This is a genomic window from Actinotalea solisilvae (assembly GCF_016464425.1).
GTDB lineage: Bacteria > Actinomycetota > Actinomycetes > Actinomycetales > Cellulomonadaceae > Actinotalea > Actinotalea solisilvae.
This window is the reverse complement of record NZ_JADDKQ010000018.1, coordinates 87,524-102,072: the sequence shown is the minus strand read 5'-3', so window position 1 is coordinate 102,072 and position 14,549 is coordinate 87,524. Positions and strand designations below refer to the sequence as shown.

The 14,549-nt window shown below is 74.3% G+C and carries 13 protein-coding genes and 1 riboswitch; of the genes, 9 read left to right on the top strand and 4 right to left on the bottom strand.

All coding sequences use genetic code 11. From position 1 onward, the window contains the following. Positions 1-27 precede the first annotated feature (27 nt). Both JIG38_RS14545 and JIG38_RS14540 read right to left on the bottom strand, forming a co-directional pair. Positions 28-1,956 carry a glycoside hydrolase family 2 protein gene (locus JIG38_RS14545; protein ID WP_199424538.1) on the bottom strand — a complete coding sequence of 643 codons (1,929 nt, stop codon included), beginning with the start codon at positions 1,954-1,956 and terminating at the stop codon, positions 28-30. Beyond that, positions 1,953-3,062, bottom strand: coding sequence for a LacI family DNA-binding transcriptional regulator (locus JIG38_RS14540; protein ID WP_199424537.1), 1,110 nt, complete (start codon positions 3,060-3,062; stop codon positions 1,953-1,955). The genes JIG38_RS14545 and JIG38_RS14540 overlap by 4 nt, the downstream gene beginning before the upstream one ends. Positions 3,063-3,364: 302 nt before the next feature. On the opposite strand from JIG38_RS14540, the gene JIG38_RS14535 reads away from it, so the two are divergent. Genes JIG38_RS14535 through JIG38_RS14520 form a run of 4 tightly spaced genes read left to right on the top strand, consistent with a single transcriptional unit; the run spans position 3,365 to position 7,601 of the window. Continuing rightward, the gene (locus JIG38_RS14535) at positions 3,365-4,702 is read left to right on the top strand and encodes an ABC transporter substrate-binding protein (RefSeq protein WP_199424536.1); all 1,338 of its coding nucleotides are present in this window, start codon (positions 3,365-3,367) and stop codon (positions 4,700-4,702) included. Position 4,703: 1 nt separating this feature from the next. Next, positions 4,704-5,669, top strand: coding sequence for a carbohydrate ABC transporter permease (locus JIG38_RS14530; protein ID WP_199424535.1), 966 nt, complete (start codon positions 4,704-4,706; stop codon positions 5,667-5,669). Continuing rightward, positions 5,666-6,565, top strand: a complete 900-nt coding sequence (locus JIG38_RS14525) for a carbohydrate ABC transporter permease (protein ID WP_199424534.1) — start codon at positions 5,666-5,668, stop codon at positions 6,563-6,565. The genes JIG38_RS14530 and JIG38_RS14525 overlap by 4 nt, the downstream gene beginning before the upstream one ends. A 4-nt stretch (positions 6,566-6,569) precedes the next feature. Further along, positions 6,570-7,601, top strand: coding sequence for a glycoside hydrolase family 43 protein (locus JIG38_RS14520; protein WP_199424533.1), 1,032 nt, complete (start codon positions 6,570-6,572; stop codon positions 7,599-7,601). A gap of 41 nt (positions 7,602-7,642) precedes the next feature. On the opposite strand, the gene JIG38_RS14515 is transcribed toward JIG38_RS14520, so the two are convergent. Next, positions 7,643-8,611 (bottom strand): FKBP-type peptidyl-prolyl cis-trans isomerase, encoded by a 969-nt coding sequence (locus tag JIG38_RS14515; protein WP_307844948.1) that lies wholly within the window; start codon positions 8,609-8,611, stop codon positions 7,643-7,645. Between the two features lie 175 nt (positions 8,612-8,786). On the opposite strand from JIG38_RS14515, the gene JIG38_RS14510 reads away from it, so the two are divergent. Beyond that, entirely contained in the window at positions 8,787-9,773 is a 987-nt protein-coding gene (locus JIG38_RS14510) for a TIGR03557 family F420-dependent LLM class oxidoreductase (RefSeq protein WP_199424531.1), read from the top strand. Positions 9,774-9,851: 78 nt separating this feature from the next. After that, positions 9,852-10,901, top strand: coding sequence for a LacI family DNA-binding transcriptional regulator (locus JIG38_RS14505; protein WP_233405057.1), 1,050 nt, complete (start codon positions 9,852-9,854; stop codon positions 10,899-10,901). 15 nt (positions 10,902-10,916) lie between these two features. Here the strand turns inward: JIG38_RS14505 and JIG38_RS14500 are convergent, their stop codons facing one another. Continuing rightward, positions 10,917-11,558 (bottom strand): FMN-dependent NADH-azoreductase, encoded by a 642-nt coding sequence (locus tag JIG38_RS14500; RefSeq protein ID WP_199424530.1) that lies wholly within the window; start codon positions 11,556-11,558, stop codon positions 10,917-10,919. Positions 11,559-11,644: 86 nt separating this feature from the next. Between JIG38_RS14500 and JIG38_RS14495 the strand changes: the two genes are divergently transcribed. The 3 genes from JIG38_RS14495 (at position 11,645) to JIG38_RS14485 (ending at position 14,548) form a co-directional block, all read left to right on the top strand. After that, positions 11,645-12,160 (top strand): MarR family winged helix-turn-helix transcriptional regulator, encoded by a 516-nt coding sequence (locus tag JIG38_RS14495; RefSeq protein WP_307844947.1) that lies wholly within the window; start codon positions 11,645-11,647, stop codon positions 12,158-12,160. A gap of 55 nt (positions 12,161-12,215) precedes the next feature. Continuing rightward, positions 12,216-12,310, top strand: a riboswitch (SAM riboswitch). A gap of 3 nt (positions 12,311-12,313) precedes the next feature. Continuing rightward, positions 12,314-13,312, top strand: coding sequence for a methylenetetrahydrofolate reductase (locus JIG38_RS14490; protein ID WP_199424529.1), 999 nt, complete (start codon positions 12,314-12,316; stop codon positions 13,310-13,312). A gap of 60 nt (positions 13,313-13,372) precedes the next feature. After that, positions 13,373-14,548, top strand: a complete 1,176-nt coding sequence (locus JIG38_RS14485; RefSeq protein ID WP_199424528.1) for a VIT1/CCC1 transporter family protein — start codon at positions 13,373-13,375, stop codon at positions 14,546-14,548. The last annotated feature ends 1 nt before the right edge of the window (position 14,549 follow it).

Genomic DNA, 14,549 nt, shown 5'->3' with positions numbered 1-14,549 from the left:
CACGTCGAGGTGACGGGGGCGAGGGGGTCAGGGCTCGCCCGTGACCAGGCGGCGGAGGGTCTCGATCGGGAGCTTGGGGGTGCGGTCCGCGCGGAGCAGCCCGTTGGTCTCCTGGCCCGTGTCCGTGAGCTGCGTCCAGCAGAAGCCCGCGATCGGCGGGCACGCGCGCACGGCGTCGAGGAGGTCGCCCACGCGGGCCTCGAAGTCCTCGTCCGACGTCGCCGTCGAGTAGCCCCACGCGTCGTCGCGCCCGCCCGCGTAGCTGACGCCGCCGAACTCGGTGAGCATGAGCGGCTGCCCCCGGTCCGGGACGTCGACGAGCCGGACCCGTCGCCCCGCGGGCCCGATGCCGTCGAGCAGGGCGCGCACCGCCTCGGGCGTCCCGTACCGCGCGCGCAGCTCGTCGCCGCGCTCGGCGTAGTCGTGGATCGACCAGATGTCCGAGTCGGTGTGCTCCCAGCCGTCGTTGGACACCACGGGTCGGGTCGGGTCGAGCGCGCGCGTGAGGTGGGCGAGGCCGAGGGAGTACGCGCGCTGCGCCGGGTCGTGCGCGATGTGCTGGACGCCCCAGCTCTCGTTGAGCGGCACCCAGGTGACGATGCTCGGGTGCGACAGGTCGCGCCGCACGAGCTCGGCCCACTCGGTCGCGAGCAGCTGCACCGACCGCGGCGAGAACGCGTACGCGTTCGCCGTCTCGCCCCACAGCGTGAGCCCGAGCCGGTCGGCCCAGAAGAGGAACCGCGGGTCCTCGGCCTTCTGGTGCACGCGCGCCGAGTTGAAGCCCAGCTCCTTGATGAGCTCGACCTCGCGCCGCAGCGCGTCGGGGCCGGGCGCCGCGAGGTGGCTCTCCTCCCAGTACCCCTGCTCGAGCACCGAGCGCAGCGGGTAGGGCCGGTCGTTGAGCAGGAAGACGCCGTGCGCGACGGCGACGGTCCGCAGCCCGAGGTAGGACGCGACCGCGTCGTGCGCGGACTCGCCGCCCTCGCCGTCGGGGACGACGTCGACCCACGCGTCGAGCAGCGTCGGCCGCTCGGGCGACCACAGCAGCTCCTCGTAGCGCTGCCCGTTGTGCTGGGTCGGCAGGTCGACGGCGACGCGCACGTCCTGCTCGACCGTCCGCAGCCACTGCTCGGCGAGCACCTCGCCCTCGTGCGCGACCCGCACGCGCACGACGACGGCCTCGCGCGGCCGCTCGCTGAGCCGCACGGTCGCGTGCACCGCGCCCACCGGCACGTCGGCGCGCCACGCGAGCTCCGCGACGTGCAGGCGCGGGACGGCCTCGAGCCACACGGGCTGCCAGATGCCGGTCGTGCGGTGGTACCAGATCGAGTGCGGCTCGGGCCGCCAGTCCTGCTTGCCGCGCGGCTGCGCGACGTCGAGCGGGTCGTCCTCGGCGCGCACGACGAGCGTCAGGTCACCGCCGTCCGCGCCGGCGACGACCGACGTCACGTCGAACGCGAAGGGCGTCTGGCCGCCGACGTGCCGGCCGAGGTGGACCCCGCCCAGCCAGACGTCGGCCGCGTGGTCGACGGCGCCCAGGTGCAGCAGGAGCCGCTCGCCCTGGCTGCCGCGGCCGGCCCGCGCGAGGTCCGCCGCGCCGAGCGGCCGGCGGTACCAGACGACGTGGTGGTGCGGGTCCCCGATGCCGGACAGGCGCGACTCGGGCGGGAACGGCACCTCGATCCGGCGCGTGAACGGGTCGTCCGCGTCGCCCGGGAGGTCGAACCACCGCGCGTCGCGCCCGACGTCGTCCGGGTCGGCCGCGAAGTCCCACGCGCCGCACAGGTCCGCCCAGGCGGGACGCACGAGCTGCGGGCGCGGGTACGTGCCGTCGCCCTGGCTCGCGCGCGGGCGAGCGCCCGCCCCGCCCGGCGCCGTCCCCGGAGCGACGTCCTGCGCCGCGCCCACGTCCTCCGCGCCCAGGCTGCCGGGCGCCTCCCCGATCGGCGTGCTCATCGTGCGTCCCCTCCGTCGGTGGCCGGGCCGGTCCGCGCCGCCCGCGTGCTCTCGCGCTCCACGAGCCGGTGCCCGACGACGACCTGCGTCGCCCCCGCCGGCCCGCCCCCGTCCGCCCCGTCGCCCACGCCCGGACCCGCCCCGGCAGCCGTCGCCCGCCCGTCGAGCAGCAGCGCGATGGCGGTCTCGGCGATGGCGCGCTTGTCGGGCGCGACCGTGCTGAGGCTGGGCACGCTGTAGCGCCCCTCCTCGATGTCGTCGATGCCGATGACGGCGACGTCGTCCGGGGCCGTGAGGCCGCGGTCCCGGAGGGCGCGCAGCGCCCCGAGGGCGAGGAGGTCGTTGAAGCAGAAGACGGCGTCGGGCGGCTCGGGCAGGGCGAGCAGCGCGTGCATCGCGTCGGCGCCGTCGGCCCGGTGGAAGTCGTGCACCGGCGCGACGAGCTCCTCGCGCACCGGCATGCCGGCCCGCTCGAGCGCGCGGCGGTAGCCCTCGAGCCGCAGGATCGCGGTCTCGGCCGGCGTCGCGTCGTCGCCCGTCGCGTGCTTGGCGCCGATGGCCGCGATCCGCGTCCGCCCGAGCGCAACGAGGTGCTCGGTGGCGGCCTGGGCCGCGGCGCGGTTGTCGATCGCGACGTGCGGGAACGGCGCCTCGTCGCCCACGTGCTCGCCGAGGAGGACGAGCGGCGTGTCGTCCATCCGGTGGCGCAGGTCCTCGGCCGTCACCGCGAGCGGGCTGAGCACGAGGCCGTCCATGAGCGGCATGTCGATGCCGTCGCTGATCGCGCGCTCCGACGTCGCCTGGCCGTCGGTCTGGTTGAGCAGCACGGTGAGCTGGCGCGCCTTGGCGGCGCGCACGAGCTCCGACGCGATCTCGGCGAAGTACGGCTGGGTGAGCTCGGGGAGCGCGACCGCGATCATGCCGCTGTTGCCGCGGCGCAGGTGGCGGGCGGCGACGTTGGGCCGGTACTGGAGCTGGGCCAGCGCGTCCTCGACCTTGGCGCGCGTGTGCGCGGTGATGGCGCCCTTGCCGTTGACGACGTTCGAGACGGTCTTGATCGACACGCCCGCGCGCTCGGCGACGTCCTGCAGGCGGATCCTGGCCACGCCGCCACCTCCTTCGCTGGTCCTGCGGTGCAGGTCCTCGGCCCTGCACGCCATCGTGCCGTGGCCGCGCCCCGCCCGCCGTGCGGTCCGGACCGTGACCGGATCGTTGCCCGGACGCCCCCCGTCCCGAGTGGCGGACCCGGCGACCCGGGGCGACAGTAACGACATCGACACAACTCTTACAAGGTTTACCACTCCATCTGTACAAGGTTTACCGCGATGGGGTAGGAAACACCCGTAAAGGTTTACCGGGAGCGGCCGGGCGCTGCGCCTGGCCGGTCGACCTCACGAGGAGCTCAACGATGAGAACCACGACCCACACCCAGCGACGCCGGCTCGCCGTCGGCGCCCTGACCGCGGTGGCGGCCCTCGGGCTCGCGGCGTGCGGCGGCGGCATGACCCCCGAGGAGGCCGCGGGCGGCGGGGACGCCGCGGAGGCCCCCGAGTTCACGGGCGAGTACACCGGCCCGGACGTCGAGCTCGCCTACTGGAACGGCTTCACCGGCGGTGACGGCCCGTTCATGCAGGAGATGGTCGACCAGTTCATGGAGGAGCACGACAACATCACGGTCGTGCCCAACACGATCCAGTGGGCCGACTTCTACCAGCGCGTGCCCGCGGCCGTGAACGCGAACGAGGGCCCGGACGTCGGCGTCATGCACGCCGACCAGCTCGCGACCAACGCGGTGCGCAACGTCATCGTCCCGCTCGACAGCGTCGCCGAGGCGCTCGAGCTCTCCGAGGACGACTTCAGCACCGAGGTGTGGAGCGCCGGCCTCTACGAGGACCAGCGGTACGGCATCCCGCTCGACGTCCACTCGCTCGCGATGTACTACAACACCGAGCACTTCGCGGCCGCCGGCATCACCGAGCCCCCGACCGACGAGGCGTCCTTCATGGAGGCGCTCGACAAGCTCAAGGCGGCCGGCTACACCACGCCCTTCTGGATGCCCGCGCGCTGGCCGGCGCACCTCATGTTCCTGTCGCTCCTGTGGCAGAACGGCGGCCAGCCCTACTCCGACGACGGCACCGAGGCGACCTTCGGCGGCCCCGAGGGCGTCGAGGCGCTCGAGTGGATGCGCGGCATGGTGGACCAGGGCTACAGCCCGTCCGACGTCGCCCAGGACTCGCAGTACGTCGCGTTCAAGAACGGCGAGACGTCGATCACCTGGGACGGCATCTGGCAGATCAACGACCTCGAGGCGTCGGGCCTGCCCTACGCGCTCGCGCCGGTCCCGACGATCTTCGACGAGCAGGCCTTCTGGGCGAACTCGCACCAGTTCTTCATGACCAAGCAGGCCACGGGCGACGAGAACAAGGCGCAGGCCGCGCAGGTGTTCATCGCCTGGATGAGCGAGCACTCGGCCGAGTGGGCGGGTGCCGCGATGATCCCGGCCCGCACGTCGGTGCAGGAGGAGGGCGCGCTCGAGGGCACCGCCCAGGAGCCCATCGCCGGCCTGCTGGACAGCGTGCGCTTCCTCCCCGCGGTCCCGGGCCTCGGCCAGGTGACCACGGAGACGATCGAGCGCGCGGTGGCCGACAGCGTCCTCGGGCAGCAGGAGCCCGCGGCGGCTCTCGAGGCGGCCCAGGCCCAGGCGACCGAGCTCATGGCGGAGAACGCCGAGAGCTTCGGGGGCTGACATGACGACGACGCGCGTCGCGGCGCCCGGGGACACGGCGGATGCTCTGCAGCACAGCCGCAGGGCGCCGCGACGTGGCGTCGCCAAGCACGGCCCGGCCACCCCGTGGCTGTTCCTCGCCCCCTACCTCGCCCTCTTCGGGACGTTCGTGGTGGCGCCGGTGGTCCTCGGCGCCTGGATCAGCCTGCACCGGTGGGACTACACGCTGCCGGGCAAGCCGTTCGTGGGCCTCGAGAACTACCAGGACCTGTTCGACTCGGGCTCGACCGTGTACGCGGACTTCTGGAACTCGATGCAGGCCACGGGGATCTTCACGCTCGCGAGCGTGCCCCTGCTGCTCGTCATCCCGCTCCTGGTCGCGCTCGTGATGAACAAGAAGTTCCCGGGCCGGAACCTCTTCCGGGCCGTGTACTTCGCGCCCTACGTGCTCGGCGTCGCCGTCGTCGCCGTGCTGTGGCGCTACCTGCTCGACAACAACATCGGGCTGATCAACTACTACCTGGGCCTGCTCGGCCTGCCGGACGACACCGCCTGGACGACGTCGACGCCCGCGGCCTGGGTCGCGCTCGTCGGCGTCACGGTGTGGTGGACGCTGGGCTACAACTCGGTGATCTACCTCGCCGCGCTCCAGGACATCCCGCGCGAGCTCTACGAGGCCGCGCGCGTCGACGGCGCCAACGCGTGGCAGCAGTTCCGCAACGTGACGATCCCGGGGCTGCGGCCCGTCCTCGTGTTCATCACGATGATCACGATCCTGGCCTCGGCGAACATGTTCGGGCAGTCGTACCTCATCACCCAGGGCGGCCCCGGGCGCGAGACCCGGACGGCGATCTACGAGATCGCCGAGACCGGCCTGCGGCAGTACCAGATGGGCTCGGCGGCCGCGATGAGCTATGTGCTCACCGCGTTCCTCATGGTGCTGAGCGTCATCGTCTTCTGGCTCTTCCGGGAGAGGAAGTCGTCATGACCGCCGACGTCGAGACCCGTCCGGCCGCGCCCGCCGCCCGGCGGGGGAGCAGCTCCGGCGAGGTGGGGGACAGGGGCGGCGTGCGCGTCGTCCTGCGGTACGTCCTGCTCGTCGTGCTGGGCCTGCTGTTCCTCAGCCCGCTCATCTTCATGATCGTCACGTCGTTCAAGACGCGCGGCGAGGCGGCGGGCATCCCGCCGTCGTGGATCCCGAACCCCTTCACCACGCAGGCCTACGAGTCGATCCTCGCGGCGCCCGGCACGCCCGTGCTCCGCTGGTTCGCGAACAGCCTCGTGGCCGCGCTCGCGCACGCGGCGATCGTCGTGATCACCTCGGCGATGGCGGCCTACGCGCTGGCCCGGATGGAGTTCCGCGGGCGTGGGGTCGTCTTCGGCATGATCATCGCGACGCTCTTCGTGCCGCCGGTCATCCTCGTCATCCCGAACTACCTCATCGTCGGCGAGCTCGGCTGGCTCAACACCCTCGTCGCAGTCATCGTCCCGACGGCGGCGTCCGCCTTCGGGGTGTTCTTCCTGCGGCAGTTCTTCCTCAGCATCCCGGAGGAGCTCGAGGAGGCCGCGCGGCTGGACGGCGCCAGCCCGCTGCAGATCTTCCTCAAGGTGATCATGCCGCTGTCGCGGCCGGCGCTCGCGACGCTCGCGCTGCTCGCGCTCCTCACCAACTGGAACGACTTCCTGTGGCCGGTCTACGTGCTCTTCAGCCCCGAGCTGCAGACGCTGCCCGCCGGCCTGTCGACGCTCCAGTCGGCGAACTCGGTCCGGTACGACCTGCTCATGGCGGGCGCGGTCATCGCGAGCGTGCCCGTGCTGATCCTCTTCGTCTTCCTCCAGCGCTTCATCATCGAGGGCGTCTCCCGCTCGGGCCTCAAGGGATGAGCGCGTGAGGGCGCTCCCCCTCGTCGGCGCCGCCGCCGCAGCCTGCCTCCTCCTCGCGGGCTGCGGCGACGGCGGCGGCGGCGGCGCGAGCGGGGCCGGCGCGACGCCGTCGTCCGAGGCGTCGGGCGGTGCGCAGGACGAGCAGGGAGACCCGGACCCGGTCCACGGCGCCAACCCCGTCGTCGACGACGACTTCCCCGACCCCGACGTGCTCGAGGTCGACGGCACCTACTACGCCTACGCGACCAACGGGAACCTGCGGAACGTGCGGGTCGCGAGCTCGACCGACCTCGTCGGGTGGACCGAGCTCGACGACGCGCTCCCGACGCTCCCGTCCTTCGTCATCCCCGGGAAGACGTGGGCGCCCGAGGTGACCGAGGTGGAGCCCGGCCGCTACGTCCTCTACTACACGGCGACCAACTACCGCCCGACGCTCCAGTGCCTCGGCGTCGCCGTCGCGGACTCGCCGGAGGGACCGTTCGAGCCCGTCGGCGACGCCATGCTCGTGTGCCCCGAGGCGGAGGGCGGCGCGATCGACGCGTCGACGTTCCGCGACGCCGACGGCACGCTCTACCTGCTCTGGAAGAACGACGGCAACTGCTGCGGGCTCGACACGTGGCTGCAGATCGCGCCCCTCACGCCCGACGGCACGGCGCTGGCCGGCGAGCCCGTGCGGCTCGTCCAGCAGGACCAGCCGTGGGAGGGGAACCTCGTCGAGGCGCCGACCCTCGTCGAGCGCGACGGGACCTACGTGCTCCTGTACTCGGCCAACGACTACGGCGGCCCGGCGTACACGATCGGCTACGCGACGGCGTCGTCGGTCCTGGGGCCGTACACGAAGAACCCCGAGCCGCTGCTCACGACGTACCAGTTCGACAGCCGCTACGTCGGCCCGGGCGGGCAGGACGTCGTGGTCGGACCCGACGGCGAGGACCGCCTCGTCTTCCACTCCTGGTACGGCCAGAACACCTACCGCGGCATGAACGTCCTGCCCCTCGCGTGGCAGGACGGCCACCCGGTCGTCGCGCCCGGCTGACCCTCCCCGACCGGTCCGCGGACGGGGAGGGCCGGCGCAGGTCAGGCGGCGTCGAGGATGTCGACGACGAAGATCAGCGTCGAGTCCGGCGGGATCGTCTCGCCCGAGCCCTCGGGGCCGTAGCCCTTGTCGCTCGGGATGACGAGCAGCACCTGGCTGCCGACCGTCTTGCCGACGAGGCCCTCGTCCCAGCCGGGGATGACGCTCTGCGTGCCGATCGGCGTCGTGAACGGGCTCTCGCCGCCCCACGAGGAGTCGAACTCGGTGCCGTCGAACAGCCAGCCGGTGTACTGCACGGTGATCTGCTGACCGGTCTCGACCACGGGCCCGGAGCCCTCGATGAGGGTCTGCGCGACGAGCGTCGTCGGCTCGGCGGTGCCGGCGGGGACCTCGATCGACGGCTCGCCGTCGTCGGCGAGGGTCACGAGCGGCAGGCCGGCCGGGGGCTCGACGGCGTCGCCCTCGGCGCGCGTCGGGATGTCCCGCGCGTCCGTGACCTCGATCGCCATGAGCGTCGCGGGGTAGGCGGCGCTCTGCTCGGTCTCCTCGGCGCCGGGCGCCGCGAAGAGCACGCGCACGCCGACCTTCTGCCCGACGAGGGTGTCGCGCAGGGCCGCGATGAGGGTCGGGTCGTCGAGCGCGAGCTGCTCGGGGGCGTCCGACTCCCACGTCGAGCCGAGCACCGTGCCGTCGTCGCCCGAGACGGCCACGTACTGGATGGTGACCTTCTGCTCGGGACCGATCTCGTCGCCGTCGCCCTCGAGGTCGACGCGCGCGACCGGCGCGGAGACCGCGAACGGCTGGTCGAACGTCAGCGTCGGCGCCGCGCCCAGGTCGCCCTCGGCGACGACGGCCTCGAGCGCCGCGACGTCGTCGGGCGACGCCTCGGCGGCGGCGTCCGGCGAGGCGTCGGCGGACGCGGTCGGCTCGGCCTCGGGCGCGTCGCCCGTGCAGCCCGCGAGCACGAGGGCGGCGGTGATGGTCAGGGCGGTGGCCAGGTGTCGGCGCACGGTGATCCTTCGTCGTCGGTCGCCGTCCCGCGACGCGCTGGTGCGTCCGGCGGGCGGCTCGTCCGCGGCGGCGGACCTCCCGCAGGGTACGTGGTGTTCCTGGGAGCCCGCTGGGAGGTCCGACCCGGCAGCGGCTCGGCGTGCGGGGTCGGCAGGCCGGTGTGAGCCTGGACCCATGCGATTCGGGTACACGTTGATGACCGAGCAGAGCGGACCGCGCGAGCTCGTGCGGCACGCCGTCGACGCCGAGCGCGTCGGCTTCGACTTCGAGGTCTCGAGCGACCACTACTTCCCCTGGCTCGACGAGCAGGGCCACGCGTCGTACGCGTGGACCGTGCTCGGCGCCGTCGCGCACGCCACGAGCCGGGTCGAGCTCATGACGTACGTGACGTGCCCGACGATCCGCTACCACCCCGTCGTCGTCGCGCAGAAGGCGGCGACCATGGGCGTGCTCAGCGAGGGGCGCTTCCTGCTCAACCTCGGGGCGGGGGAGAACCTCAACGAGCACGTGGTCGGCGAGCGCTGGCCCGCGGTCGCCGAGCGCCACGACATGCTCGAGGAGGCGATCGAGATCATCCGCCTCCTGCTCGACGGCGAGCGCCTCAACTTCGACGGCGAGTACTACCGCGCCGACCAGGCCTACCTGTGGGACCGGCCCGACGAGCCCGTCGAGATCGGCGTCGCCGTCTCGGGCGCCGTGTCGATCGAGCGGTTCGCGCCGCTCGCCGACCACCTCGTGACGACCGAGCCCGAGGCGTCGATCCTGCAGAAGTGGGACGAGGTGCGCGACCAGCACGGCGAGGGCGGGTCGCGGAAGATCGGCCAGATCCCGATCTGCTGGGACACCGACGCCGAGGCGGCGAAGGCCCGCGCGCACCAGCAGTTCCGCTGGTTCGGCGGCGGCTGGAAGGTCAACGCCGACCTGCCCACGACGGAGGCCTTCGACAGCGCCTCCCAGTTCGTCCGGCCCGAGGACGTGGCGGGGTCCATCCCCTGCGGGCCGGACCTCGACGCCGTGGTCGAGGCGGCGTCGGCCTTCTGGGAGGCCGGCTTCACCGACCTCGCCCTGCTCCAGGTCGGCGAGGAGAAGCAGCAGGAGTTCCTCGACGAGGCGGCCGGGCCGCTGCTCGAGAAGCTGCGCGCGGCCGCGCCCTCGGACTGAGCGGAGCGGAGCCCGGCCCGGCCCGGCCGGCCCGCGGACCCGCCCCGGCGCCGCAGGCGCCGTCGGTAGAGTCACGGCCTGGGGCGCCCTGGCGGCGCCCAGCGTCAGGAGGCCGCCATCGACACCCCACGAACGACGATCTCGCAGATCGCCGCCGAGGCGGGCGTCTCGGTGCCGACGGTGTCCAAGGTGCTCAACGGCCGGGCCGACGTCGCCTCCGAGACGCGCGCGCGCATCGAGAAGATCATCAAGCAGCACGGCTACCAGCGCCGCCGCGCCGGCGTGCCCGTCGGGCCCCGGCTCGTCGACCTCGTCTTCCACGAGCTCGGCGGCCCGTGGGCGCTCGAGATCATCACGGGCGTCGAGCGCGTCGCGCGCGAGGAGGGCGTCGAGGTCGTGCTCTCCGAGTGCGGCGGGCACCGCACGCCGCGCCAGGAGTGGCTCGACAGCGTGCTGGCCCGCCGCCCCGCCGGCGTGATCATGGTCTTCTCCGACCTCGACCACGACCAGCGCGCGCAGCTCGAGGCCCGCTCGATCCCGTTCGTCGTCGTCGACCCGGTCGGGGAGGAGCAGGGCGGCGTCCCCTCGATCGGCTCGGCGAACTGGACGGGCGGGCTCGTGGCGACGCGCCACCTCATCGGCCTCGGGCACGAGCGCATCGCCGTCATCGGCGGGCCCGCGGAGACGCTCGCGAGCCGGGCCCGCATCGCCGGCTACCGCGACGCCATGGTGACCGCGGGCCTCGCGGTCGACGAGGCGCTCGTGCGCAACGGCGACTTCTACGTCGGCGGCGGCTACGAGCACGGCCGCAGCCTGCTGTCCCTGCCCGACCGCCCGACGGCGGTCTTCGCGGGCAGCGACCTGCAGGCCCTGGGCGTGCTGCGCGCGGCGCGCGACCTCGGCCTGGACGTGCCGCGGGACCTGTCGGTGGTCGGGTACGACGACCTGCCCGTGGCGAGCTGGATCACGCCGTCGCTCACCACCGTGCACCAGCCGCTGGTCGAGATGGCGGACGCCGCGACGCACCTCGTGCTCGCGCTCGCGGCCGGGCGGCGCCCCCGCACCACGCGCATGGACCTGGACGTCCACCTCGTCGTGCGCGAGAGCACCGCCCGGCGCGAGGCCTGACGCGGCCGAGGGGCGTCAGGCCGCGCGTCGCGCCGCGAGCGTGCGGCCGGCCTCGACCGCGGCCTCCTCCGCCGTCTTGCGCTCGAGCGCCGCGGCCTCCGTCAGGGCGTCCATCGCCGGGTTGACGCCGACGAGCGTCATCTCGCGCTCGACGACCGTGAGGTCGGCGCCCCACACGTCCGCGAGCACCCGCCGGAGGTAGGCCGTGCTGTGGTCCCAGCCCTCGCGCGGGGTCCCCGGGCCGTAGGCGCCGCCGCGCGTGGTGACGAGCACCGTCGGCGTCCCGTCGAGCAGCCGGGTCCCGGTGGGGGCGCCTGCGACGGCCAGGTCGATCCACGTCTTGACGTGCTGCGAGACGCCCCAGTTGTAGAGGGGCAGGGCGAGGACGGCGCCCGTCGCGTCCCGCAGCTCTCCCGCGAGCGTGCCGGCGAGCGCGAGCGCCTCGCGCTGCGCGTCGGTCCGGTCGCCCTCTGGCAGGAACCCGGCCCCGACCGCCATCGGCCAGGCGTCGGCAGGAAGCGGCTCGCGGCCGAGGTGGCGCCGGACGACGGGCACGTCCGGGTGGCGGGCGACGAGCTCGGCGAGCACGACGTCGGCGAGAGCGCTGCTCGCGGAGCGCTCGCCCTGGATGGAGGCGTCGATACGGAGGACGGTCATGAGGACTCCTGACTTGAACATTCAAGTGGACGTGACCGACGCTGGCGACACGACTTGAATGTTCAAGTGAGCGCTACGCTGAGCCGGTGGAGCCCGCCGCCGAGACGCCCGACGAGGTGCCCTGGCTCACGCGTCAGCAGCAGCTCGAGTGGCGGGACCTCTTCACCCTCCTCATGACGCTGCCCCCCGCCCTCGACCTCCAGCTGCGGCGCGACGCGGGGCTCAACCTCTTCGAGTACCACGTGCTCGCCGGGCTCTCGGAGTCGCCCGGGCGCACCCTCGTGCTGAGCGACCTCGCCGCGTCGGCGCGCGGGTCGCTCTCCCGGCTCTCGCACGCGGTCACCCGGCTCGAGCGCGCCGGCTTCGTCGAGCGCCGCACGCTCACCGACCGCGGGGGCCGCGCCGTCGAGGCGCGCCTCACGGACGCCGGGTTCGCCCGGCTCGAGGAGGTGGCCCCCGGCCACGTGCGCGCGGTGCGCCGGCTCCTCGTCGACCCGCTGACGCCCGAGCAGCTCACCGCGCTCGCCGCCGCGGCCCGCGCGATCACGGCCGCGACGCTCGCCGAGCCCGCGGACGACGCCGCAGCGCCCGACGCCTGCTGACCTGACCGGCCCGCCGAGGACGTCCTCCCGCGCTGCGGGCCGGTAGGGTGGGCGCATCCCATCACGAGCGGCCGAGAGACCTGGCTCCACGACGCCGCAGCAACCCCCCGCCCCGGCGGGTGCGGGTGCTCACGCCAGGACCGATGGAGCGGCATGGACGACGGCCTGACGACCTCCGAGCGCGCGCCCGCGCCCGACGACGCGCGTGCGGCGCACGAGCCGGTCATCCCGCGCCCGCCGCGCCCCGCGGGACTGCCCGGGCGGCTCACCGACGAGCGCCCCACGGTCTCGTTCGAGCTCTACCCGCCGCGCAGCGAGAAGGCGGCCGGCACGCTCCGGACGACGATCGCGCGCCTGGCCGAGGCGCGGCCCGACTTCTTCTCGGTCACCTACGGCGCCTCCGGGTCGTCGCGTGAGAGCTCGCGCGGCGTCGTCGAGCACGTCCTCGACACCTCGGACCTGCCCGCGGTCGCGCACCTCACGTGCCTGGGCAGCCCTCCCGACGAGGTCCGTGCGGTCGCCGAGCAGCTCGTCGCACTCGGCGTGCGCGACTTCCTCGCGCTGCGCGGCGACCCGCCCGCCGGGGACCCGGGCTGGACCCCGGACCCGCACGGCCTGCAGCGGGCGAGCCAGCTCGTCGAGCTGCTCCGCGACGTCTCGGCCGAGCTGCCCGCGGGGGACCGGCTGAGCGTCTCGGTCGCCGCGAGCCCCACGGCGCTCCAGGTCGGCGGCGCGAGCTGCGGCGATCTCCTCGCGCTGCGCGCCAAGCAGGACGCGGGCGCCGACTTCGCGATCACCCAGGTGTTCTTCGAGGTCGAGGACTACGTCCGGTACGTCGAGGCCGCGCGCGCCGCGGGCGTCGTCCTGCCGCTGCTGCCCGGCGTCGTGCCGCTCACCGACCCGCGCCGCCTGCGCCGGCTCGAGGAGGTCAGCGGGGTCGCCGTGCCGACGCACGTCCTGGCGGCGCTCGAGGCCGAGGAGGACCCGGAGGCGCGCACGGCCGTCGGCCGCGCGCTCGGCGCCGCGCTCGCGGCCGGCGTGCTCGCCGCTGGCGCCCCCGGCCTCCACCTCTACACGTTCAACCAGCACCAGGCGTCGCTCGACCTGCTCGACGACGTCGGCCTGCGCGCGAGGGCCGAGCCGCTCGCCTGAGTGGTCGGGGTCACGCCGGCCCGCGGCGAGGTCCCGGGTGCGGCGTGGCAGGCTGGTCGGGTGCGTACCGCGAGCCCGTCCGACCTGCGCCGGTGGCGTCGTCACCTCGCCGACGAGCGCGCCGAGGCCGCCGTCTACCGCGAGCTCGCGGGCCGGCGCTCGGGCGAGGAGCGGGAGATCCTGCTCGCCCTCGCCGAGGCCGAGGGCCGTCACGCGGCGCACTGGGAGCAGCTGCTCGGCGACCAGGTCGGCGCGCCCCGGCGCGGCGACGTCCGGTTCCGCGTGCTCGCCTGGCTCGCCCGGCGCTTCGGCTCCGTCTTCGTGCTCGCGCTCGCGCAGCGCGCCGAGGCGCGCGCGACCTACGAGCGCGACGCCGACGCGACGCCGACCATGGCCGCCGACGAGCGCATCCACGAGGAGGTCGTGCGCGCGCTCGCGGCCCGCGGCCGCAACCGGCTCTCGGGGACCTTCCGCGCCGCGGTCTTCGGCGCCAACGACGGCCTCGTCTCCAACCTCGCGCTCGTCATCGGCGTCGCGGCGGCGGGCACGCCGAACGGGACCATCCTCGTCACGGGCCTCGCCGGGCTGCTCGCGGGCGCGCTGTCCATGGGCGCGGGCGAGTACATCTCGGTGCGCTCGCAGCGCGAGCTCCTCGCTGCCTCGAGGCCGAGCCTCGCGGCGGGCGACGCCCTGCCCCACCTCGACGCCGACGCCAACGAGCTGGCGCTCGTCTACCGCGCCCGCGGCATGACCCTCGAGGAGGCGCGGACCCGCGCCGACGAGGTGCTGGCCGACATCGCGCTCGTGCGCCGCACCGGCCCGACGGCCGGTGGTCCCCAGCCCGGCGAGCTGCACTACGCGTTCCACCGGGACGCGACCGCGCCGCGGCGTGGCGACGACGCCCCGGACGGGGCCGACGGTGCGACGGAGGACGAGCCCGTCGACGAGCACGAGATCGTCGGCTCCGACGTCGGTGCGGCCCTGTCGAGCTTCTGCTTCTTCGCGTCGGGTGCCGCGGTGCCCGTGCTGCCGTTCCTGCTCGGGCTCGAGGGCACCGTCGCGCTCGTCGTCGCCGTCGCCGCCGTCAGCGTCGCGCTGCTCGGGACGGGCGCGGTCGTCGGCCTCATCTCGGGCGGACCGCCCGTGCTGCGCGCGCTGCGCCAGCTCGCGATCGGCGCGGGCGCCGCCGCGGTGACGTGGGGCCTCGGCGCGCTGTTCGGCACGACCGTCGCCTGAC